This is a genomic window from Lysinibacillus sp. NPDC097868 (assembly GCF_044761135.1).
In the GTDB taxonomy this organism is placed as follows: Bacteria; Bacillota; Bacilli; order Bacillales_A; family Planococcaceae; genus Lysinibacillus.
Genome location: NZ_JBIWBS010000001.1, coordinates 454,210 through 477,747, shown reverse-complemented (window position 1 = coordinate 477,747; position 23,538 = coordinate 454,210). Strand labels below are relative to the sequence as shown.

Here is a 23,538-nt window from a genome sequence, read left to right as displayed (position 1 = left end):
AAGCATTCTCATTCCTTTAGAAGTGAGAACGATATTTATTTTTTTTCATCTTCAAGAAGAAGCATTAGCTCTTCATCCATTTCCTCGTCATCATGTGCAGCAATTGTATACTGTGTTGCGGCAATTCCGTAAGAAGAACGAATTTTATTTGCAATTTCTTCTAAAACAGCAGGATTTTCTTTTAAATATTGTTTTGCGTTTTCACGTCCTTGGCCTAGACGCTCATCGCCATAAGCGTACCAAGATCCACTTTTTTGAACGATGTCTAATTCTACACCTAAATCGACTGTTTCGCCCTCTTTTGAGATCCCTTCACCGTACATAATATCAACCTCAGCTGTACGGAATGGTGGTGCCACTTTGTTTTTTACAATTTTAATTTTCGTACGGTTACCCATAATATCATTACCTTGTTTGATTGCTTCTGCACGACGTACTTCTAAACGTACTGAGCTGTAAAATTTAAGCGCACGACCACCAGGTGTCGTTTCTGGATTACCGAACATAACACCAATTTTTTCACGAATTTGGTTAATGAAAATAGCGATAGTTTTTGATTTATTGATAGCGCCTGAAAGCTTACGTAATGCTTGAGACATTAAACGAGCTTGTAAACCAACGTGAGAGTCACCCATATCGCCTTCAATTTCAGCCTTCGGTACTAGCGCTGCAACAGAGTCAATAACGATAATATCAATAGCACCACTACGCACTAACGCTTCTGCAATTTCAAGCGCTTGCTCACCAGTATCTGGTTGTGATAATAAAAGTTCATCGATATTTACGCCTAATTTTTGAGCATAAATCGGATCTAACGCATGCTCAGCGTCAATAAATGCTGCTTGTCCACCCTTTGCTTGTACTTCCGCAATGGCATGTAGTGCAACTGTTGTTTTACCTGATGATTCTGGACCATATACTTCAATAATACGTCCACGTGGGTATCCACCTATGCCTAATGCTGCATCAAGTGCTAATGAACCACTAGAAGATGTAGCAATTTCTAAATCTGTTTTTTCGCCTAGCTTCATAATAGAGCCTTTACCGAAATTCTTCTCAATTTGTTTTAACGCCTGTTCTAAGGCTGCTTTACGATCACTCATTATTTTTCCTCCTTCAAAACTGTTCACTGTTATTGTCTATCTCTACTATACTTGTTTTTTTGAGAACACGCAAGAAAAAAGCGAACATTTATTCGATTTTAATCCAAAATAAAAATTTGGATAAGTTTTTCCTACCCAAATTCCCATTTTCAACTATAAGCAATTACGCTCCAGTCGTAATTGCACCCTAATTTTTTCGAGCCTATGCATTGCTTCAGCTAGGGCTAAACCCTACTGAACCTACTAGCAAATTAAAATCGTTTCATATATCCTCGTTCTTCTAATTGTTGCATTAAATAATGAAATGTAAATTTAACCGCACGTAAACGATTTGTATTGCGCATACCTGATAAATGCAGTAAATATGTTATTGGCTCTTCGTCACCTATAGCAATCCCAATCCATACCGTTCCAACTGGCTGATGGTCATGTGCAGTAGGGCCAGCTGCTCCTGTTAATCCAATACCAATATCCGTGCCAAATTTATCACGCACTGCGCTAGCCATTGCTGCAGCACATTCACTGCTCACAATACCATAAGTATCTAGTAATTGTTGATCGATACCTAGCTGCTTTACCTTGGCATCTTCTGTATAGGTCACTACGCCTCCTATAAGAACATTGCCTACGCCTGGAATCTCAGCTAGCTCTGATTGAAATAAACCTGCTGTTAAGCTTTCTGCAGCAGAAATCGTTAATTTATTATCTTGCAACATCTCTACCGTTTTCGAGGCAAGTGAATCATCATTTATACCATATTGGAAGTCTCCAACAATAGCGCGAATCTCCGCTACTTTATCAGCAATAAGCTGTTGGGCTTCTTGCTCTGAGTGCGCCTTTGCTGTTACACGTAAAGTTACTTCTCCATCAGAAGCTAGTGGGGCAACTGTCGGATTTGTTTGTGTATCTAAAATATCTTGTACACGCACTTCTAACTCAGCTTCTCCAATGCCATAAAAGCGCATTACATGAGACACGATGACTCCGCCGTCATTTAGCATTGTACCAAGCTTTGGCTTCGCTTCAAATTGGAACATCGGCTCCAGTTCCTTTGGAGGTCCAGGAAGTAAAATGTAGGTACGCTTATCCTTTGTCAAAATCATCCCTGGTGCCATACCATGATGATTAGCTAGCACCTCACTACCTGCTAATACAAGCGCCTGCTTGCGATTATTTTCCGTCATAGCAATGCCTCGTTTAGCAAAAAATTGCTCAATGTATGACAATGCAACTTGATCGATTACAAGATCTAGACCAAGATGACGAGCAATTGTCTCCTTCGTCAAATCATCCTTTGTAGGGCCTAAACCACCTGAAAAAATGATAAGATCAGCGCGCGATTCTGCTATGCTTATTGCTTCCTCTAACCGTTTTGAATTATCGCCAACAACGGTATGATAAAACACATTAATTCCTAACTCAGAAAGCTGATTAGAAATAAACTTTGCATTTGTGTTTGAAATCTGTCCAAGTAATAACTCTGAGCCAACTGCAAGGATTTCAGCATTCATGATTCACAAGACCTTTCTTATTTAGACTCAAGTAATACACGTCGATTTAGATAGAAATAATCCCATCCAGACCAAAGTGTAAAGAACAATGCAATATATAGCATTATTGTATCAAATGGGATACCGAAAATCACAAAAATTGTATTGTGTAAAAGAGCAGCTGCAATAGCTACAATTTGTGCCCATGTTTTAATCTTACCAAGCTGATTCGCCGCTACGACTTCTCCACCACCTGCAAGAATTAAACGTAAACCTGTTACCGCAAATTCACGGCTAATAATAACAATAATCACCCAAGCCGGTGCCATACCAAGCTCTACCATTAAAATAAATGCTGCAGAGACAAGTAATTTATCCGCTAAAGGATCTAAAAATTTACCAAACGTCGTTACAAGATTATACTTTCTCGCATAGTAACCATCTACCCAATCCGTCGTCGATGCAATGATAAAAATAATAGCTCCTACAAAATGATGGACTGGCATTTCTGCACTAAATAAGTTCATTGTTCCCCAGCCGAAATCAAACATCATAACAATTACAAAGAACGGAATAAGCAAGATACGTGAAATGGTAATTTTATTTGGAATGTTCATTTTTCTAACACCTTTCATGATGAAAGAAAGTAGTCATCATTAGGATGACTACTGTTCTTTATTGAAATTGACGACAATATTTTGCGTTACGATTTGCTGAGCGTACGTTATAAGTTCGTCATTAATATAAACCTTAGCTTGAGTTGAATTGCCTAAACGAATACGAGCATAGTTTTGCGCTGTTGCATCAAACTCAACAACTTCACCTGCGTTATAAACACGCGTATCTGCTAGTAATTCTTGTTGCTGTTGGTCGCGAATACCAATAAATGTAGGACCCGATACTTCAATACGTATTTTAAATGTATCAGCACCTGTTAACGTGTAAGATGTTGTAGCGCCATCTGCTTCGATTGTGCCTGCTGAAATCGTTTGCTTAACATCTTCTTCAGTTTTACTTTCATCTGGTGTTTCATCTGTCTGCTCTTTAGTCGCATCAGCTTGTGCCTTTTTATCTTCTTCCGCTTTTTCTTTTTCACTATCAATTGGTTTTGGTTTTTTATCGTACTCCACCACTGGTGTCGAATCATCATATTCATTTGTTCCAGTTTTGCTTTTTGATTGTAAAAGGACCCAAATTGCAACAATAATAACGATAATAAATAAAGCGACAATGACTTTTGGCATAGCCTCCATCATTTTATTTGAAGGGCTTTTTGAAACTTTTCTCCTAGTTGAAGTTTGAGTCATCGATTGGCTAACTTGGTCGTTCTTTGTGCCTGGCAATTCGCCTTTATACGTCTCTAAAATATCCTCTGGATTTAACCCTACAGCCTCAGCATATTGTTTAATAAACGCTCGTACATAAAACGAACCTGGCATAATTGAATAATTGCCTTCTTCAATTCCTACTAAATAACGTTTTTGAATTTTCGTTATTTCTTGTAAATCGTCTAAGCTGTAGCCTTTAGACAGTCTCGCCTCTTTCAGTCGAGTACCTAATTCTGCCACTCATAACACCTACTTTAATATCAAATTAAAAATTAAATCCTCCAAATGAATCGGATTCGGACATCATATGATTTTTTTCCATTATTTCATAAGTAATTTCTTCATCAGGGTGATGACGTAGTTCAATGATATAATCAAAATCCTCAATCTTATATTCAGAATGCTGAACAAACATATCAGGATGCTCTACTACTTTAATAGAAGGCATATTCATCATTTCACGTACTAGTTGCAAATGTCGCTCGTCCTCAGAACGCCTTGTAACAATACCGTCCAATATAAAAATATTATTGTCACTGAATTCATCGCCGGCGAGCTTATTACGAATAGTTTGCTTAATCATTGTAGACGATAAGAAAATCCATTTTTTATTGGCACAAACGCTTGCCGCAACAATAGATTCTGTTTTACCAACCCGAGGCATCCCGCGTATTCCAATGAGCTTATGACCTTCTTTTTTAAAGAGTTCTGCCATAAAATCCACTAAAATACCTAGTTCATCTCGTACAAAGCGGAAGGTATTTTTTTCGTCTGCATCTCGTGGAATATAATGACCATGCCTGATAGCTAAACGATCACGGAGTTTAGGTTGTCGAAATTTAGTAACGTGGATATGTTCCATTGTCGAAACAATTGTACGAAAACGCTCAATTGCTTCATCATTGTCTGTATGCACTAACATACCACGTCGATCTTCATCGACACCATTAATTGATATAATATTGACACGAAGCATCCCTAAAAGTGAAGCAATATCTCCTAATAATCCAGGGCGATTCACCTGAATTTCATATTCAAAGTACCAATCGCTCAAACACACTCGTTCCCTTCCTATTAGTTAACGTAAAAAATCTTTTATAAGTTCCATCATAGCTGATTTTTTATGTAATGGAAAGTTAGAATACATGGAATTATAGCGTTATTTTTAATTTCTTACTAATTTTTTTTGGTAGTATTGGAAATAGACTTACATACGTTCCCTTTTCCGCACTATTATCGATTTTTAATAGAAAAAAGAGGAGATTAGCTCTCCTCTTTTTTTATTGCACATGTTTATTTTGCACAAGTTTTACGACACAATTCGCCAATGCATGTTTTTCATCATCAGAGGCAACGCCCCATAAATCCGACAGCACTCGCTCTTGTTCATTTTTAGGATCGACATTAGTCGCTAAATACTCACCAATTTGGACAGCAGCCTGTTGAATCATTTTCTTTGGCATACCGCTAGATTCAGCTTGCATTACGTTTTGTCCTAAAAAAGATGTCCATTTTTGCCAGTTTTCTAAAATGGTCATATGTTTCCTCCTCCTTTACACATGTAGTATGTGCAAAAAGAATTATTATATGTACCAACCACCATTTAATCGAATTATTTGTCCTGTCACATAGTCTGCTTTGCCGGATAGGTAGAAACGAACCATTTCAGCTACATCCGATGTTTGACCGACCGCTCCTAAAGGAATATCGTCTAAAATATATTGCAATTCCTCTTCACTTAAATGGCTATTCATCGAAGTATTAATAAAGCCTGGCGCAATAGCATTCACACGAATACGAGACAATGCAGCCTCTTTGGCGTAGGACTTCACAAAAGCATGCTGTGCGCCTTTCACCGTTGCATAAAGTGCTTCACCTGCAGAACCTGCCTCACCCCAAATAGAGCCGATAAAAAGCACATAGCTCACATTATGGGTACGGAGTTTTGAGGATAATAAAGCCGTTAAATGCATTGGATTTTGCACATGAACACGCCATAATGCATCCATATCTTCTACCGTAGTGTCTTCCAGCAAGGAATAATGCGCCTGACCATTAGCAAAAACAATTGCCTGTACACTAAATATTTGAGAAGCTAACGCTTGCGCCGCTGTTATTTTTGTAAAATCACCTTGTACAAGCATAAATTCCTGAGCAGGAAAACGACTAACAAGCGTTTCACATAATGTTTGAGCCATTTGCTCATTGTTTGAATAATGCACATAGAGAGACCAGCCGTCCTCTGCCAAACTGTGGCAAATAGCACGACCGATCTCACCTGATGCACCTAATATAAGGGCAAACTTTTTCACTAGGCGCCCTTCTCTGTTGGTAAAACTTTAAACACAGTTTGTTGAGACTCACCTTGAATAGAAGCAAATGCTTTCGTTAAATCTTCAATTGTTAATTCTTCTAAGACAGGTACTACATCAAACAAATTCATATCATTAAACGAATATCGCGTAAATTGGTTTGCGATAAATTCAATTGAATTTAATGCACGTAAGAAAAAGCCTATTTTCTTACGCTTAATGCGGTCTAAATCTTCACTTACAAATTGCGCGCTTTTTTCGTATTTTTCCAATTCAGCTTTAATAGCTTTTTCCAATGCATCTGGTTCTGTTGAATCAGAACCAATTAACGCAAAGCCGAAACCATTTTCTAAAGTAAAGTCAAATGCGTACGATTCATCAATCAAACCTTCCTCATACACACGTTCATAAAAATTAGAAGTTCGACCAAAAATAAGTTCTAAAGCAATTTGTACCGATAGCTCATGTTTTAACATTTCACGACCAGACAAATTCGTTTCTCTCGCTTTTAAACCCATATAGACCTTAGGCTTTTGAACATCCATGTGTAATGTACGATCTTTAATGGCAACATCTGTTGGCTCTTCATCAAAGAAGCGTTGTATTGGTGTTGGCTCTGGAAACTCTTTTTTACCTTGGTTTTCGCGAATGAACGCCATCATTTCTTCTGGCTCGACAGCACCTATAGCAAATAACAACATATTAGAAGGATGATAAAACGTATTGTAGCACGTGTATAAATGGTCAGCCGTAATGCCGTCAATTGATTCGATTGTTCCCGCAATATCAATTTTCACAGGGTGATTATGATACATATTTTCAATCGTACCAAAGTATAGACGCCAATCTGGTTGGTCATCATACATTGTAATTTCTTGGCCAATAATGCCCTTTTCCTTGTTAACAGTAGCTTCTGTAAAGTAAGGTTCTTGGACGAAATTTAATAATGTTTCTGTGCTTTTATAAATATTATCTGTCGAAGAAAATAAATAGGCAGTGCGAGTGAAGGAAGTAAATGCATTAGCTGAAGCACCATATTCGCTAAACTTTTGGAACACATCGCCGTCTTCTTTTTCAAACATTTTATGCTCTAAAAAGTGAGCGATTCCATCTGGCACTGTAATACTTTCCGATTCACCAAGTGGTACAAATGTACGGTCTACTGAGCCGTACTTCGTTGTGAACGTGACAAAAGTTTTTGAAAAGCCTTTTTTCGGCAAGATATATACATCTAAGCCGTTTTCTAATTTTTCATAGTAAAGTGTTTCATCTAATTGTTTGAATTCAATTGTTTTCATTGTGCAGCTTGCTCCTTTCCTGATAAGAAATAGACCGCTTCTAACTGCACTTGCTTCGCCATTTCGATTACATCTTCTTTCGTTACTGCTCGCCATTTATTTGCCCATGCTTCAACAGAGAACTCCTCAGGCAAATCTTTATATTGGTCAAAAATTTCGATTTGACCACGCGCTGAATCAAGGGATTCTTTTAACTGATTTGTTAACATCGCCTTTGTTTGTTCTAATTCTAAATCAGTGATTTCCCCTGCTTGCATAACAGCAAGTTGCTCTTTAATGAGATTGAGTGCCTTTTCTTCATTTTTCGCCTCAATACCTGACACAACGAATAATAAGCCATAGTGTGATGCATATGAGCTAGAAGCATAGTAAGCCAGGCTTTCTTTTTCTCGAACATTCATAAATAACTTGGCATGCGGATAACCACCGAAAATACCGTTAAAAATCTGCATTTTTGCAAAATCTGCATCACCAAATCGAACAGGAGTACTAAAACCTATATGCAGCTTGCCTTGCTTCATTTCTTGCTGTTCACGGACATAATCATTTTGTGGGTGTTTTTGTGGCAATACAGTTGGAATTTCCTCAGGAATACGGTCCTTAAATGGTAGAGCCTCTTTTAATTTTGCGACAAGCTCTTCTTCATTGATATCTCCTGCAACATAAATATCAATTTTGTCAGTCGTTAGCATTGATTCGTACGCTGCCAACAGAGATGACGGTGTGATATTTTTAATGTCTTCTACTGTACCATTCGCCGAAATAGAGGCAGGCTCATTTGGGCGTAATATTTCTTGCAGACGCATTTGTGCAAAACGAGATTTGTCGTCAAAAATGGATTCGATACGTTGGATTACCATTTTCTTTTCACGTTCTACAATTGATTCTTTAAATACACCATTTTCTAAATTCGGCTCAAAAATTGCGGCATGCATTACACCTAGCACGTCATTTAAGACACTTGTATTAGCCAAATATTGATCGTTTACGGTTTCCATATTCATCAATACCGTATGTTCGTTACCACGCTTCGATGTATCAAAATACAATACTGTCCCGTATAGGTCATCTAAAAAACTACGAAATGCGGCAGTTGTTGTATATTTTGCATTGCTGTGTTGCAATACATTTGTTAACACCGTACGTTCAGACGCACATTTGGCTGTTAATGCTCTTCTCCATTTAATCGAGAAATTTACTGTTTTAAATTGGGTCGTTTGTCGGATATGCAAATTGACACCTTTTGCAAAAGGTATTGTTTTAAACATATGAAACCCTCCTATCTTTCTTAATATAACAATGTACTACAAATACTATACATGTCTATTGTCTATAATTGCAAAAAGAAACCAAAGTATGTATACGGAAAGTGAAAATCAGCTTGTCAATTGTTATCTGTATAAGGCAAAAGACTGGGCTTGATTGCCCAGTCTTTTGTTTACTCGCTTCATTTCTTTCGACTCTGTCTAGTAATTCAACGAATAAACATGCTGTCTTAGACTTATCGTTTGCCTTTAATATATGGTTGACCACTAGCTTTTGGTGCATTTGCTTTACCAATAAATCCTGCTAACGCAAAAATCGTTAACACGTAAGGTAATATTTGTAAATATACTGCCGGAATTTCTTGCACATATGGAATTTGGTTCCCTGCAATACTTAATGTTTGCGCTAAACCAAAGAACAATGCTGCTCCAAGTGCACCGATTGGATGCCATTTCCCAAAGATCATCGCTGCAAGTGACATGAAACCTTGACCAGCAATCGTTGCGTGTGAAAAGTCATGTGTAATTGTTTGCGCATAAACCGCACCACCAAGACCACCAAGTGCTCCTGAAATAACAACGGCAATATAACGCATTTTATTAACTTTCACACCCATTGTATCTGCAGCCATTGGATGTTCCCCTACTGCACGTAAGCGTAATCCAAATGGTGTTTTATAAATAATAAACCAAGCACCAATTGCTACAGCAAAGGCTAAAATCGATGTGCTATATACGTCATGGAATAATAAACGTCCAAAGAACGGAATATCCTGTAAGTATGGAATAGCAAAACGACGAATTGGTTGGTCAATCATATCTGTTTGACCTTTATCATAAATCAATTTCACTAAGAATACAGTGACCGCTAAACCAAGTAAGTTAATAGCTACCCCTGATACCGTTTGATCGGCACGGAATGTGATAGATGCTACCGCGTGTAGTAAGGCGAAAATCCCCCCTACAATAACCGCTGCAAGCATTGCTACCCAGACTGTTGCAGAACCCAACTGTGTTGCAAACTCTAAATTGACAAAAATACCAACAAATGCGCCGACAATCATTAAACCTTCTAGCCCGATGTTAACAACACCTGAACGCTCAGAGAATACACCACCGATTGCAGTGAAAATTAATGGTGTCGCATATAGGATTGCAGAAGGGATGATGAAATATAACATTTCTAAAAAGGTCATGTTATTGTCCCTCCTTTTTCTTACTTAACTTTTGTAAACCTACTCGAATAACGTAACCTGATGCTACAAAGAAGATAATTAAGGCAATAATGATAGACACGATTTCCTCAGGAATCCCTGCAGCATTTGGCATGTTAAGAGCACCGTATTTTAACGAACCAAATAATGAAGCCCCAAATACTACGCCTAGTGGTGTATTAGCACCAAGTAAGGCAACAGCGATACCATCAAAACCAATACCTGTGAAGCCAGCTTTAATCGATGCGTTTTGGAATGTACCAAGCGCCTCCATCGCACCACCAAGACCTGCAAACATACCTGAAATCGTCATAGCTAAAATGACATTTTTATTGACACTCATACCAGCATATTCTGCTGCATTATGGTTAAAGCCAACTGCTTTTAGCTCATAACCACGTGTTGTTTTTTCTAAAATGAACCACATTACAACTACCATAAGAAGTGCAATTAGGATCCCATAGTGAAGACTTGAATTGTCTGTAAGCTCTCTTAAAAACGGAGAACGTAATGAAGCTGATTCAAGAACACGTTCTGTTTTAAAGCTACCATCTGACAATTTTTTAATAACAGCGTTCGCAATATAAAGTGCTGTATAGTTTAACATAATTGTCGCAATTACTTCATGGACTTTAAATTTCGCTTTTAAGAAACCTGCAATAAAGGCCCAAAATGCACCAGCCACTGCTGCTGCTAGCAATGCTAATGGTAAATGAATGATTTTTGGTAGTTCAAAAGCATAACCTACCCATGCTGCTGCAAGCCAACCTAAAATTAACTGACCTTCAACACCAATGTTGAATAAACCTGTACGGAAGGCAAAAGCTACCGCTAGACCCGCCAAAATATATGGTGTGATTTGACGAATTGTGTTCCCTATTGAATATGAATCTCCAAAAATACCTGTCCAAAGAGCACTATAACCTTGTATAGGATCATAGCCACTGACTACCATTACGATAGCACCTACAATTAAACCGATAATAATCGAGATGATAGGAACGAGTATATTAATGACACGATTTGACATTAGTCGTTCCCCTCCTTCGCTATATTTGTGCTATTTTTTTTACTTTGTCCCGCCATTAATAGACCAAGCTCTTGCTCTGTTGTTTCTTTTGGATTTAACTCATCCACTATCTGACCATCATAAATAACGGCGATACGGTCTGACACATTCATTACTTCATCTAATTCAAAAGAAATTAATAATACGGCTTTTCCTTTATCACGTTGCTCGATAAGTCGAGAGTGAATAAATTCAATTGCCCCTACGTCAAGTCCACGTGTCGGTAGTGCCGCAATTAATAAGTCTGGATCTCGGTCAATTTCACGACCAATAATCGCTTTTTGCTGGTTACCACCTGATAAAGCTCGTGCAGGCGTCATTTCGCCATTACCTGTACGTACATCGTATTCTTTAATAATTTGCTTCGCTTTTTCTGATACTTTTTTATAGTCCATTACAATGCCTTTTGCAATTGGCGATTGGTAATATGTTTGGAGTGCAATATTATGACCGATTGGGAAGTCGAGTACTAAACCATGCTTATGACGATCTTGCGGAATATGTCCAACACCTTGTTCAGTAATTTTACGCGGTTTCATGTTCGTAACATCTTTGCCGTTAAACTTCACTGTTCCGCCTTTTGCTTTACGCAAGCCTGTAATTGCTTCGATTAACTCAGATTGTCCATTGCCATCGATACCAGCGATACCAACAATTTCACCCTTACGTACATTAAGGTTAAGACCTTTTACTTTATCGATATTTCGATAGTCAGTTACGACTAAATTCTCAATTGAAAGTACTTCATCAGTTGGATTTGCATCAATTTTTTCTGTTTTAAACTCTACTTGACGACCAACCATTAATTCAGCTAAATGGTTAGGGTTTGTCTCAGTCGTAACAACCGTCCCAATTCCTTCACCTTTACGAATAATTGTTACTCGGTCTGAAACATCCATAATCTCTTTAAGCTTATGCGTAATTAATATAATCGATTTACCTTCAGCGATTAATCGACGCATAATTTGAATCAGTTCAGTGATTTCTTGGGGCGTTAAAGAAGCAGTCGGTTCATCGAAAATTAGTATTTCAGCACCGCGATAAAGCGTTTTTAAAATTTCGACACGTTGCTGCATTCCAACTGTGATGTCTTCGATTTTTGCATTCGGATCTACATCTAGACCATATTTCTCAGAAAGCGCTTGCACCTTTTTCGCTGCGTCTTTAATATTGACTACGCCCATCTTTGTAGGTTCAGAACCTAAAATAATGTTTTCTGTCACTGTAAAGTTTTCCACCAACATAAAGTGTTGATGCACCATGCCAATCCCCAAATCATTGGCAACGTTAGGGTTTGTAATTTTAACAGCTTTCCCACGAACACGAATTTCTCCACCCTCTGGCTGATACAGACCAAAAAGTACGTTCATTAAAGTCGATTTACCAGCACCATTTTCTCCTAGTAGTGCATGGATTTCGCCTTTTTTTAGTTGGAGGGTGATGTTATTATTTGCTACGAAATCACCAAATTCTTTGCGGATTCCAAGCATTTCAATCACGTATTCCAATATTGTCACTCCCTTATTAGGCAATTTTCTCTAAAACAATTGTACTCTAGTGTATTTCTACCTGCCTCTATTGCAATTCAGCCTAAGGTTTAACTTTATTCTAAAGCGTTGCAATTTCTTTAAATAAAAAAACACCTGTATTGACCCTCACCTAAAGGTAAGGCATTTTCTAACAGAAAAATAAATTAATACAGGAAAGGTCATCGTTAGAAACCTTTCTTCTATTAACTTGGTACCATCATTATCTTAAGCTTATGATAATATAATAATCTTATTTTAATATGGAAGAATAAAATATATCCAAACAGAGTATTACGAATAGTCGAAATATAACGATAGATTGAAAAATCATCATAAGGGCAATTGTAAAGCCCTTATGATGATTAAGAGATGAATTATTTTTCCACTTTTTCTGGAACTACGATTTCACCGCTAGAAATTTTTTCTTTATATTCGTCAATAACAGCTTGTACGTCTGCTGGAATTGCACCACGAGAGTCAGCAAGTTTAACGCCGTCTTCAGCTAGACCGTAGACAACTGTTGTACCACCTGGGAAATCACCATTTTTCGCTTTGTTTGAAAGGTCTACTACTGCTGAGTTAACACCTTTTAACATAGAAGTTAAAGTAATGTTTGTTTTATCATCAACTTTACCTTCATCGTATTGGTCAGCATCTACACCGATTACCCAAACGTTTGCATCAGGATCTTTTGCTTTACGTTCTTTAGCTTCAGAGAATACACCGTTACCAGTTGCACCAGCAGCGTGGAAGATAATATCTACACCTGAAGAGTACATGCTGTTTGCAGCGATTTTACCAAGATCCGCTTTGTCAAATGCACCAGTATAGTTGCGTTGAATTTCGATATCAGGGTTAACAGCTTTAGCGCCTTCAACGAAACCAGCTTCAAAACGATTGATAACTGGAATATCTACGCCACCTACAAATCCGATTTTACCTGATTTAGACATTTTAGCAGCAGCTACACCCGCTAAGAATGCGCCTTCTTGCTCTTTGAAAAGAACATTTACAACGTTATCAGCTTTTACTTCAGCATCGATTAATGCAAAGTGGTTATCTGGATTGTCAGCTGCAATCGCTTCAACAGCATCAGCCATCATGAAACCAATACCGAATACTAAGTTAAAGTCACGACGGATTAAGCTGTTTAAGTTTGTTTCATAGTCAGCATCAGATGCTGATTGTAAATAGTCGAAACCACCAGTACCTTTTGATAGGTTGTGTTCTTTACCATAAGCTTGAACACCTTCCCATGCAGATTGGTTAAATGATTTGTCGTCAACGCCACCTACGTCAGTAACCATCGCTACTGAGAAAGTTTCCTCAGTGTTTTTGTCTCCTGATGCAGCATTGTCTTTTGCAGGTTTTTCTTCGTCCTTCGCACCACATGCACCTAGAATTGCACTTGCAGCTAAAACTGAAGATAATACTAAACCAAATTTACGTTTTTTCATTTTGTTAACCCCCCGAGGTATTGTAATTAGCAGGAAAATAATTTAGAAATGTTCTACACCCGTTTACGTACTACATGGAAGCTGAATTTATCAGCTCGGAAATAATTTTTTGAATACAGCACTACTTGATCATTATCATCATAATGGAGCTGTTTCAATACTAAAAGAGCAGTTTCACGACCACAATTTAGTATCGGTGATGCTTGTTCATGATACCCTACTGGATCAATATAAGTTACAGCATAGGCAACATGAATTTTACCCGATTGTTCAAGTGCAGAGAAAAGTGAAACTTCTTTTTTGTCAACAAAGTCAGTAGGCAGGAAGCTTGCTGGTAATTTGTCTATACAATAAACTACTGGCTCACCATCTGCTGTTCTGACGCGTTCAATCGTGAGTATTTTATCTTCGCCATCACATTGGAAGCGTTTTAAATCTTCATCAGAAGGGATATTCTCCGTTGCCTTTAAAAAACGAGACCCTGGTTCCATACCTGCTGTTTCGATCATAGAAGAAATACTAGATAAATGCTCGATGCCTGAAGTAAACAACGGTTTAGGATTTACAAACGTGCCAACCCCATGTCGACGCACAATCACATTTTCCTCTTCCAACAGTCGAAGCGCTTCCCTAAGTGTTGCTCGACTTACCCCTAGTGATTTCGATAATTCAAACTCTGAAGGAAGTTTTTCATTTTCTTTAAAAACGCCCGTCTCAATGTCAGACTTTAAACGATCAATTACTTGAAGATAGAGATGACGATGATCTGCTTTTATAGTCACATAAATCACCACCAAAATCAGAGATCAGACATCTGATGTACAACATTCCTACTAATCGTTCATAAATATAACATTTTTGCAGAATGAAATAAACTATTTTAAGCAAAATCAATTATAGAAATCATTTTTTCCTCCTTTTAGTCGCAAACATTTGGACATAAATTCTGAAAAAAATGATTGTTTTTCCTTTTTAAGGAATCAATTATCATACTGATGAATAAGCACTTGTCGAGGCTTACTGCCCTCTGGAGGCCCGACAATACCGCGTTGTTCCATCTGATCTACTATGCGAGCAGCACGAGAATAGCCGATACGGAAACGACGTTGTAACATGGACACCGAAGCTGTCTGCATATTGACAACTAATTGGACTGCCTCGTCAAATAATTCATCCGTTTCTTCTAAAACTGTCTCTTCTTCACTCGGAATCATCTCTTCTTGGTACTGTGCTTTTTGTTGTTCTATAACAAAATTTACAACCGCTTCAACTTCCTGATCAGATAAAAAAGCACCTTGCACTCGTTTAGGTTTAGAAGCACCAGCAGGTAAAAATAACATATCGCCACGGCCAAGCAAACGCTCTGCCCCGCCCATATCTAAAATCGTTCTCGAATCAATAGCTGATGACACTGCAAATGCTATTCGTGAAGGGATATTCGCCTTAATAACACCCGTTAAAACGTCTACACTTGGTCTTTGAGTTGCTAAAATTAAATGAATACCGGCCGCACGAGCCATCTGCGCCAAACGCGTAATGGAATCTTCAACGTCATTTGAGGCTACCATCATTAAATCTGCTAACTCATCAACAATCACTACAATATACGGCAACTTCGGATGCTTTTCCTCTGTTTGTTCATTTACTTTTTGTACATGACCATTATAGCCTTCGATATTTCGAGTGCCCGTATGTGAAAATAAATCATAGCGTCGTTCCATTTCTGATACTACCTTTTTAAGTGCTTGTGACGCCTTTCGAGCATCGGTTACAACAGGTGCTAACAAATGAGGAATTCCATTATAGACATTCAATTCCACCATTTTCGGGTCAATCATCATAAGCTTGACTTCATGTGGCTTTGTTCGCATTAGTATGGATACGACAATGCCGTTTATACACACACTTTTCCCGCTGCCCGTTGAACCCGCTACAAGTAAGTGCGGCATTTTATTTAGCTCTGCTAACACGGCTTGTCCAGTAATATCACGACCTAACGCTACTTGTAACAACGAATCTGGCTTCGCTCCATCTTTTGATTCCAGCACTTCTCGCAATGTCACGATTGCTACCTCACTATTAGGAACTTCAATACCAATTGCCGATTTACCAGGAATCGGTGCCTCCATACGAATATCCTTCGCTGCAAGTGCTAAAGCGAGGTCATCTTGAAGGTTAACAATTTTACTTACTTTCACGCCAATATCTGGCAATATTTCATATTTCGTAACAGCAGGTCCTAAATGGACTTGCGTCACTTTAGCCTTTACCCCGAAACTTTGCAAAGTTTGCTCTAACTTTTTCGCATTTGCCTGAATTACGGAATATTCACCGCTTTGGTCATGCTGTGGAGGCATTTGCAAAAGATTGAATGAGGGAAGCTGATAATCAGCATTTTCTACAGCATCTGCACTTCCAATGTGGACGTCATCAATAAGCTCTCCTTCTTCAATTTCTACGTGCTCAGCAATTGGCGATATCTGTTCTCGTTCATGTGATACATTTTGTGTAAAGGCTGAGATAATTGGTTCATGAGAAACTTCCTCTTCCTCATGTACTTCATGAGCATGATCAACCGCTGCAACTTCGTCTGCCGTACTTTCTGCTCTTGAACGACGACTTTTTGCTTTCTTTGGTGCATTTTTTTTCTTTTCTCGCTGTTTTTTTTGCCATTTCCCAAAAAGTACAGGCATTTTTTCAGCTAAATACGGAACGAGTGCCTTACCTGTCACTAAAATTAAACCGATAAAGAAAATAACCCAAGCAACCACTTTCGCACCTGTCGCTTCAAATAATACATGAAGACCACTAAATAATAATGCACCTACCATTCCGCCGCCAAGTGCATCACTGCGATGAACCACACCCTCTGAATTAATTAATATTCGCCACGACTCTCTCAGAACCGACTCAGATAATAATCCACCTGATTTTGATAATTGCTCAAATAAAATTCCATGACTAAAAATAGTCAAGCTCATCACAATTAAAAGCATCCCTAAAATAAGTCTGTCTTTCATACTTACTTTTTTCTGCCCAATCATTAATAGCAATGCCACAAATATCAGCATAAATGGCACTGCAAAATGTAAATTCCCTAAAAGAAACATGGCAATTGTTTGTAAAATACGTCCAATCATGCCATATTCAAAAATCATAATGACCGCAATTGCGATTAAGATGAGCCCTAAAATTTCGTACATGAGTGGATGCATTTCTTTTTTGACAGAAGTTGGTTTTGCTTTTGTTGTTTTTCTTCTTTTACTACTTGCCATCTTTTTCACCTTCTTTTGCAATCCATTCTATATATGTAGCGAATAATATCATGTAGAACCCGATTATTTCAAAAAAAGGATTTTCCACCGTTTTTAATCGGCTAGAAAATCCTTTCTTCTTCGCTACTTTTCCTTACCTTGCTCTAAAATACAACTCTCACTATAGGGCAAGTCCATTTTTTAAAGGTTGCTTGCTTAAGCAATATCGCATTTCCATATAGGACATTCCGCAAACCTTTTGAAAATTCAATAGGCAACGCTACGTAAATGTCACGTTATTAGCAACGTGCGTAAAATAGTCGGTTAAAATTTTAATATTCCATAATGATTGGGATAATCATTGGGCGGCGCTTCGTTTTTTGGAATAAATAAGTATTCAATGTATCTCGTATCTCTTGTTTAATGTTTGTCCATTCAAATGTATCTTTTCCAACGTATTTTTCAATGACGTTTTTCGCAATTTCAGATGCTTCCACCATCAGTTGCTCTGATTCACGTACATAGACAAAACCACGCGATAGGATTTCGGGACCTGATGCGATTTTCTTTTGTGCTCGGTTTAATGTGACAACAACAATGAATATACCATCCTGGGATAATAATTTACGATCACGTAAAACAATGTTTCCAACATCGCCTACACCAATACCGTCAATTAATACATTGCCAGCTTGTACTCGACCGCTCATACGCATTTTACCGTTTTTATATTCTACTATATCACCTTTATCGGCGATGAAAATTTGTGATTTTTGCATACCCAACTGTTGAGCTAGCTTAGAGTGAGCAATAAGCATACGATATTCACCTTGAACAGGGATAAAGTATTTCGGCTGCATTAAATTCAGCATTAGCTTTAAATCTTCTTGGCTGCCGTGCCCTGAAACATGGACATTTTTGCTCGATGTCAAAATTTCAGCTCCTGCTTTTGCAATAGAGTTCATCGTGTTAGCCATTTGTACTTCCATACCTGGAGACGGAGTAAACGTAATGAGTACTGTATCATTTTGTTTAATTTTAATATCTCGGTGATGCTTACGAACGATTTTTTCCAGCGCGTCTAACGGTTCGCCTCTATTACCTGTTGCGATAATAATAATTTCTTCTTCTTGATATTTTTGCATCTCAGAGATAGGAATAATAGTATCTTCTTCAACCGTTAAATAACCTAACTGTACACCTAAATCAACAGCTTTTTCTAGAGGTTTCCCTACAATCGCCACTTTACGGAATGATTTTTGAGCTTGCGTTAATACTTGTTGAATACGAATGAAGTTAGATGCGTATACAGCTACTAAAATACGACCTGGTGCTGAATGGAAAGTTTTTGATAGTTGTTCCTCAATCACAATTTCAGATGTCGTATAGCCTGGTCGCTCTGCTTCACAAGACTCAGAAAGTAAAATAAATACGCCTTCTTCACCTAATTGCGCCATTTTTGCTAAATCTGGCTTGAACTTACCTGTCGCAGATTGATCGAATTTAAACTCCCCTGTATGAACAATCGCCCCTTCAGAAGTATGGAACACAACCCCTAATGAATCGGGAATACTATGTGTTGTATGGAAGAATGTCACATACGTAGAGTTGAAATTCATACGGCTTCGATTTGTTACTTCAAAGAATTTCACCTGATGTGGTGCAGGTAATTCCTTTAAATGTTCTTTTGCGAGCGCAATAGTTAATTTTGATCCGTACACTGGTGCCTTCACTTTTTGTAAAATATAAGCGATTGAACCAATAGCATCTTCGTGACCATGTGTTAAGAAAATCCCCTTAACACGCTCTTTGTTTTCTTCTAAATACGTAATATCAGGAATTACGATGTCAATGCCCAGCATCTCGTCTTCTGGGAACATTAAACCGCTATCTACTACAAATAGCTCTTCGTCAATTTCTACTACACACATTGCTTTTCCGATTTCGCCCACGCCACCTAGTGGAATGATGCGAATTAGTTCATTTTTCTTTTTTGTCAATTTGTTTCCTCCTAAAAAATATCCCGAACAGCAACCACTTATTTTCATTATACGGTTTGCAAAGCTTTTGCACAAATTAAAAATATAGGTAATGCGATTATTTTAACCCCTATGGCGTAAAAATCCACTCCGCTTTCCGTGGGCACAGTGTAAGCCGCAACCCTCGCGTGCGCGCGGTTTGTTGCGTCTTACGTTCTGGGCTGGTCCCGCAGGAGTCTTCGTGGAATTTCACTTAGCTTATCATTAAATTGTTTGAGTGCCTGACACCTCAGCAAATCGCAGAGAAATTGTTTGAGTGCCTGGCACCTCAGCAAATCGCAGAGAAATTGTTTGAGTGCCTGGCACCGCAATGATAAAAAAACTATAGACAAACTCGTATAGCTGAGTTTGTCTATAGTATCATCTATCACTATCTAAAGCTTTTCGCTTTTTCTTGGTATGTTTCCCATACTAAATCAAAGTTTGCTTTCTCTTCATCCGTCATTTCTACCATTGGTAGACGAACATTTAATGTATCAAAGCCTAATTTAGTCATGGCGTATTTTACTGGTGAAGGATTCGGTTGCGCAAACAATGCACGTACTAATGGTAATAATGCTCTGTGAATTTTCGCAGCTTGCTTGTGATTTCCTTCTTCAAACATTCGGATCATTAACTGCATATCATTTCCAACGACATGCGACGCAACTGAAATTACTCCCGCGCCCCCTATTGCAAGCAGCGGTAATGTTAATCCGTCATCTCCACTATATACAAAGAAATTATCAACAGCTTCAACGTTTTCAATAATATCGCCCATTTGATCTAAATTCCCGCTCGCCTCTTTAATCCAAGAGATATTAGGAATTTTACTTAAATCAACAGACGTCTCATATGCAACGTTCACACCTGTACGTCCCGGTACATTATAAAGCATTACAGGCAGCCTAGTTTCTTTTGCAATAGTTTCAAAGTGCGCGTAAATACCTCGTTGGTTTGGCTTATTATAATAAGGTGCTACTAACATAATACCATCTGCACCATTTTCTTCAGCCTTATGCGTCATCGCGATAGAATAAGCCGTTTCATTATCCCCTGTACCCGCAATAACTGGTACACGGCCTGCGACTTTCTCTACTGTAAATCTTACTACTTCAATTTTTTCTTCTGTGGTCATAGTTGGGTTTTCAGAGGTTGTGCCACATGCAACAATGCAATCCGTGCCATTATCTATTAAGTAATTAATAATACGTTCTAATTCCGGATAATTAATCGTACCATCTTCCTTAAACGGCGTTATCATTGCCGTTCCAATTCGACCTAAATTCATCCTTACACCCCTCTTATAGTAAGTTATCCTCAAGCATTGCTTCTGCAATTTGGATAGAGTTCAATGCAGCGCCTTTTAATAAATTATCTGATACGATCCAGAGATGGAATCCCTTTTTATTATCTAAGTCTTGACGGATACGTCCTACAAAAGTAGCATCTTCCCCTTCTGCGTAAATTGGCATTGGGTAAGTTTGTGTTGCGATATCATCTTGTAATACAATTCCAGGTGCATGACGTAAAACTTCGAAAATACCTTCAACTGTCGTATCTTTTTCTACTTCTATATAAACAGATTCAGAATGTCCTGAAACGACAGGTACACGTACGCAAGTAGCAGCTACTTTTAGCTCTGGTGCATGCATAATTTTCTTCGTTTCATTAATCATTTTCATTTCTTCGTATGTAAAGCCATTGTCTGTAAATTTATCGATTTGTGGAATGACATTACGAGCAATTGGGAAATGACGTTTGTCGCCACCACTTGGTAAAATATTCGCTTCTACATCTTTACCTGCATCCCAGTTTGCGCTTTGTGCTTTTAATTCTTCAATTGCTGAAATACCTGCACCAGAAACTGCTTGGTATGTTGATACTAATACCTTTGTTAAGCCAAATGTCGCACGGATTGGTTCAAGTGCTGCAACCATTTGAATTGTAGAGCAGTTTGGATTTGCGATAATCCCCTTATGTTTAGCAAGATCGCCGCGATTTACTTCAGGTACAACTAGCGGTACCTCTGGATCCATACGGAAATGGCTCGTATTGTCAATAACTACCGCCCCGCGTTTTGCCGCTTCAGGCGCAAGCACTGCCGATACAGAACCACCCGCAGAGAATAAAGCGACATTGACGCCGTCAAAAGCTTCTGGTGTCGCTTCTTCAATTGTATATGTCTTACCATTAAATTCGATTGGTTTTCCTGCAGAACGTGCAGAAGCTAAAAATTTAATATGCCCGATTGGAAATTTTCGTTTAATTAGCTGCTCCATCATTTTTGAACCTACTGCTCCTGTTGCCCCTACAACTGCAACTGTTAACTGCTTAGTCATCTGTCATCTCTCCTTGAATACAAGTTCCATAATGTGTGCTATTGTATCACAAAAATACTGAAAATTGTGTGCAATTAATGATTTATTTGAAATATTGTATCAACAGTGGTTGTAATTGCGTTTTCTGCGTAATTGCTGCATCAACCGTCTCGACCATTTGATTAAAATCAGCAATTAATGAATTCGGTTTTCCATGGGGTGAATCTTGACCGAATGGAATAAAGTAGATGTTTTTGGAATTGAGCAGTTTCATAATATTCATGCCGTTCAGGCCAAGTGCATCATTTGTGGAAATGCCTAGCACGACAGGCGAGCCGTTTCGCAATGTTGCCTTTGCCGCCATCAGCACAGGGCTATCTGTCGCTGCATTGGCAAATTTACTAATACTATTACCGGTCATTGGAGCTATAACCATTGCATCCAATGGATTGGAAGGTCCAAATGGTTCTGCTTCTTTTATAGAAGAAATCACTTTTTGTCCTGTCAATTCCTCTATTTTTGCAATCCATTCTTCTCCTGTACCGAAACGTGTAGCGGCATGTAATACAGAGTGGGTAATAATCGGGATAACTGTAGCCCCTGCATTGATAAAGTTTTGAATTTTGGGTACAACATCCTCATACGTGCAATGTGAAGCCGTAATGCCTAAACCAATTCGTTTACCCGTCAGCAATTTTCTTCCTCCTCTATTGCCTTGCACAAAATTTCTGCCGCATCATGTGCAAAGTATTTCCCAGGTAATGATGGCAATAGTACATATGTCTGTAACTGGTCAGCATCAATATCTAAACAGCCTGGCTCTGAAGCTAAATCATATAGCACAGCAGGCACATGGTCCTGAAACGATTCTGTAATCCATTTGGCAGGAATCGTATTGATGAAAATTCCATCATGTATCGACCATTTTCGATCATCTAAATCAGACGCTTTATAGCCATATGCTTTCGCTTCACTCACTTGTACCACTGAACGCGCAACAATATGCACGTTAGCACCCATCTTTACGAGTAAAGAAGCGAGCATTTTGGCGATGCGTCCAAAGCCTGCGATTGTAAAGTTTTGTCCGTAAATACATTTCTGCTCGAGTCCGTAGAACGTGGCGATAAATCCCTCCGCTGTCAACCTCGCATTTTGCCAAATAAAAGACTCTTGCTGTAAATAGCAATTAGTTTCATTTTTTTCAAGCAACTGCTTCCAATGCATTGTCAATCGCCCAGTATAAAACTTAACTTGTGATATGCCATATAATTGTTCTACTTCTATCTTCAATGGAAGTATAGGTAGAATAATTTTATTGGGCTGGAACTCTAAAACAAGTTTATTTAACTCCTCATTCCAAACTGAAGTTCTTTTATAGAATACTGTACGTGAAGGGCTTCGCAGCATCGTTGCTAATTCTTTTAACCTTGAGTCCTCGCCGATCACCAGCCATTTTTCGTTTTCCAAAAGCTCACCTCACTGTAAAAATTCGGACTGTACCGTCGTTGTTTTGTTAAATAAAATACGATCTTCTCCAATTAAGATAATTTCATGCCATGGAATCATTTCACTAACTTTCACTTTCTTCTTTTGGAATGGTAATTTTTCTTTAATAATCTCAAATCCATGTATCTTTCCTGTCTGCACATCTAATAGGCATTCTGTGTGTGCCAGTATGCCAAAATGTACACCACCTTCAACCTGAATTAACTCTTTATCCACCATTTCAGATAATAGCATGCCTCATCTCCCTCCTTGAGCCGTTAACCCAATATATGCCGAGTTTTTGCAAATCGTGCCCCATATTGAAAGTACTTCAATGTTGCAACTTTAGGCTGAACTGTATATAGTGTATATATACAGTTTTTTTAAAAATGCGA

21 protein-coding genes are annotated in these 23,538 nt (G+C 38.3%); all 21 read right to left on the bottom strand.

The window, feature by feature from the left end; all coding sequences use genetic code 11:
* Positions 1–35 precede the first annotated feature (35 nt).
* Entirely contained in the window at positions 36–1,103 is a 1,068-nt protein-coding gene (gene recA, locus ACIQXJ_RS02220) for a recombinase RecA (RefSeq protein ID WP_340825757.1), read from the bottom strand.
* Between the two features lie 251 nt (positions 1,104–1,354).
* Positions 1,355–2,614, bottom strand: a complete 1,260-nt coding sequence (locus ACIQXJ_RS02215; protein ID WP_403049099.1) for a competence/damage-inducible protein A — start codon at positions 2,612–2,614, stop codon at positions 1,355–1,357.
* Between the two features lie 17 nt (positions 2,615–2,631).
* On the bottom strand, positions 2,632–3,210 hold the full coding sequence (gene pgsA, locus ACIQXJ_RS02210) for a CDP-diacylglycerol--glycerol-3-phosphate 3-phosphatidyltransferase (protein ID WP_403049096.1): 579 nt from the start codon (positions 3,208–3,210) through the stop codon (positions 2,632–2,634).
* Positions 3,211–3,258: 48 nt separating this feature from the next.
* Positions 3,259–4,161, bottom strand: coding sequence for a helix-turn-helix domain-containing protein (locus ACIQXJ_RS02205; RefSeq protein ID WP_403049093.1), 903 nt, complete (start codon positions 4,159–4,161; stop codon positions 3,259–3,261).
* 25 nt (positions 4,162–4,186) lie between these two features.
* The gene (locus ACIQXJ_RS02200; protein WP_173477694.1) at positions 4,187–4,975 is read right to left on the bottom strand and encodes a DUF3388 domain-containing protein; all 789 of its coding nucleotides are present in this window, start codon (positions 4,973–4,975) and stop codon (positions 4,187–4,189) included.
* Positions 4,976–5,201: 226 nt separating this feature from the next.
* Positions 5,202–5,459 carry a DUF3243 domain-containing protein gene (locus ACIQXJ_RS02195; RefSeq protein ID WP_173477695.1) on the bottom strand — a complete coding sequence of 86 codons (258 nt, stop codon included), beginning with the start codon at positions 5,457–5,459 and terminating at the stop codon, positions 5,202–5,204.
* Positions 5,460–5,504: 45 nt separating this feature from the next.
* Positions 5,505–6,233, bottom strand: coding sequence for an elongation factor P 5-aminopentanone reductase (gene ymfI / locus ACIQXJ_RS02190; protein WP_403049090.1), 729 nt, complete (start codon positions 6,231–6,233; stop codon positions 5,505–5,507).
* Positions 6,233–7,531, bottom strand: a complete 1,299-nt coding sequence (gene yfmH, locus ACIQXJ_RS02185; RefSeq protein WP_403049087.1) for an EF-P 5-aminopentanol modification-associated protein YfmH — start codon at positions 7,529–7,531, stop codon at positions 6,233–6,235. Before yfmH ends, ymfI begins: the two co-directional genes overlap by 1 nt.
* Entirely contained in the window at positions 7,528–8,799 is a 1,272-nt protein-coding gene (yfmF, locus tag ACIQXJ_RS02180) for an EF-P 5-aminopentanol modification-associated protein YfmF (protein WP_403049084.1), read from the bottom strand. The genes yfmH and yfmF overlap by 4 nt, the downstream gene beginning before the upstream one ends.
* A 233-nt stretch (positions 8,800–9,032) precedes the next feature.
* Complete coding sequence (locus ACIQXJ_RS02175; protein WP_401009426.1) at positions 9,033–9,992, bottom strand: ABC transporter permease; 960 nt, start codon at positions 9,990–9,992, stop codon at positions 9,033–9,035.
* 1 nt (position 9,993) lies between these two features.
* Positions 9,994–11,040, bottom strand: coding sequence for an ABC transporter permease (locus ACIQXJ_RS02170; protein WP_340825769.1), 1,047 nt, complete (start codon positions 11,038–11,040; stop codon positions 9,994–9,996).
* Positions 11,040–12,587, bottom strand: coding sequence for an ABC transporter ATP-binding protein (locus ACIQXJ_RS02165; RefSeq protein WP_403049081.1), 1,548 nt, complete (start codon positions 12,585–12,587; stop codon positions 11,040–11,042). The genes ACIQXJ_RS02170 and ACIQXJ_RS02165 overlap by 1 nt, the downstream gene beginning before the upstream one ends.
* Before the next feature lie 395 nt (positions 12,588–12,982).
* The gene (locus ACIQXJ_RS02160) at positions 12,983–14,065 is read right to left on the bottom strand and encodes a BMP family lipoprotein (RefSeq protein ID WP_403049078.1); all 1,083 of its coding nucleotides are present in this window, start codon (positions 14,063–14,065) and stop codon (positions 12,983–12,985) included.
* A 53-nt stretch (positions 14,066–14,118) separates the two neighbouring features.
* Entirely contained in the window at positions 14,119–14,847 is a 729-nt protein-coding gene (locus ACIQXJ_RS02155; protein ID WP_139860220.1) for a GntR family transcriptional regulator, read from the bottom strand.
* 198 nt (positions 14,848–15,045) lie between these two features.
* Entirely contained in the window at positions 15,046–17,340 is a 2,295-nt protein-coding gene (locus ACIQXJ_RS02150) for an FtsK/SpoIIIE family DNA translocase (protein ID WP_403049075.1), read from the bottom strand.
* 311 nt (positions 17,341–17,651) lie between these two features.
* Positions 17,652–19,319 carry a ribonuclease J gene (locus tag ACIQXJ_RS02145; RefSeq protein ID WP_403049072.1) on the bottom strand — a complete coding sequence of 556 codons (1,668 nt, stop codon included), beginning with the start codon at positions 19,317–19,319 and terminating at the stop codon, positions 17,652–17,654.
* A gap of 409 nt (positions 19,320–19,728) precedes the next feature.
* On the bottom strand, positions 19,729–20,628 hold the full coding sequence (dapA, locus tag ACIQXJ_RS02140) for a 4-hydroxy-tetrahydrodipicolinate synthase (protein ID WP_340825775.1): 900 nt from the start codon (positions 20,626–20,628) through the stop codon (positions 19,729–19,731).
* A 13-nt stretch (positions 20,629–20,641) separates the two neighbouring features.
* The gene (locus tag ACIQXJ_RS02135; RefSeq protein WP_403049068.1) at positions 20,642–21,679 is read right to left on the bottom strand and encodes an aspartate-semialdehyde dehydrogenase; all 1,038 of its coding nucleotides are present in this window, start codon (positions 21,677–21,679) and stop codon (positions 20,642–20,644) included.
* 82 nt (positions 21,680–21,761) lie between these two features.
* The gene (locus ACIQXJ_RS02130) at positions 21,762–22,352 is read right to left on the bottom strand and encodes a dipicolinate synthase subunit B (protein ID WP_340825777.1); all 591 of its coding nucleotides are present in this window, start codon (positions 22,350–22,352) and stop codon (positions 21,762–21,764) included.
* Positions 22,346–23,125: a dipicolinate synthase gene (locus ACIQXJ_RS02125; RefSeq protein WP_401009434.1), complete on the bottom strand. Its 780-nt coding sequence runs from the start codon at positions 23,123–23,125 to the stop codon at positions 22,346–22,348. Before ACIQXJ_RS02125 ends, ACIQXJ_RS02130 begins: the two co-directional genes overlap by 7 nt.
* Before the next feature lie 9 nt (positions 23,126–23,134).
* On the bottom strand, positions 23,135–23,398 hold the full coding sequence (locus tag ACIQXJ_RS02120) for a YlmC/YmxH family sporulation protein (protein WP_173477709.1): 264 nt from the start codon (positions 23,396–23,398) through the stop codon (positions 23,135–23,137).
* Between the last annotated feature and the right edge of the window lie 140 nt (positions 23,399–23,538).

Bases quoted from the DNA above. Each gene is read 5' to 3' on its own strand.
- recA (WP_340825757.1), bottom strand. From the start codon at position 1,103: ATGAGTGATCGTAAAGCAGCCTTAGAACAGGCGTTAAAACAAATTGAG.
- ACIQXJ_RS02215 (WP_403049099.1), bottom strand. From the start codon at position 2,614: ATGAATGCTGAAATCCTTGCAGTTGGCTCAGAGTTATTACTTGGACAG.
- pgsA (WP_403049096.1), bottom strand. From the start codon at position 3,210: ATGAACATTCCAAATAAAATTACCATTTCACGTATCTTGCTTATTCCG.
- ACIQXJ_RS02195 (WP_173477695.1), bottom strand. From the start codon at position 5,459: ATGACCATTTTAGAAAACTGGCAAAAATGGACATCTTTTTTAGGACAA.
- yfmH (WP_403049087.1), bottom strand. From the start codon at position 7,531: ATGAAAACAATTGAATTCAAACAATTAGATGAAACACTTTACTATGAA.
- yfmF (WP_403049084.1), bottom strand. From the start codon at position 8,799: ATGTTTAAAACAATACCTTTTGCAAAAGGTGTCAATTTGCATATCCGA.
- ACIQXJ_RS02175 (WP_401009426.1), bottom strand. From the start codon at position 9,992: ATGACCTTTTTAGAAATGTTATATTTCATCATCCCTTCTGCAATCCTA.
- ACIQXJ_RS02170 (WP_340825769.1), bottom strand. From the start codon at position 11,040: ATGTCAAATCGTGTCATTAATATACTCGTTCCTATCATCTCGATTATT.
- ACIQXJ_RS02160 (WP_403049078.1), bottom strand. From the start codon at position 14,065: ATGAAAAAACGTAAATTTGGTTTAGTATTATCTTCAGTTTTAGCTGCA.
- ACIQXJ_RS02150 (WP_403049075.1), bottom strand. From the start codon at position 17,340: ATGGCAAGTAGTAAAAGAAGAAAAACAACAAAAGCAAAACCAACTTCT.
- dapA (WP_340825775.1), bottom strand. From the start codon at position 20,628: ATGAATTTAGGTCGAATTGGAACGGCAATGATAACGCCGTTTAAGGAA.
- ACIQXJ_RS02135 (WP_403049068.1), bottom strand. From the start codon at position 21,679: ATGACTAAGCAGTTAACAGTTGCAGTTGTAGGGGCAACAGGAGCAGTA.
- ACIQXJ_RS02120 (WP_173477709.1), bottom strand. From the start codon at position 23,398: ATGCTATTATCTGAAATGGTGGATAAAGAGTTAATTCAGGTTGAAGGT.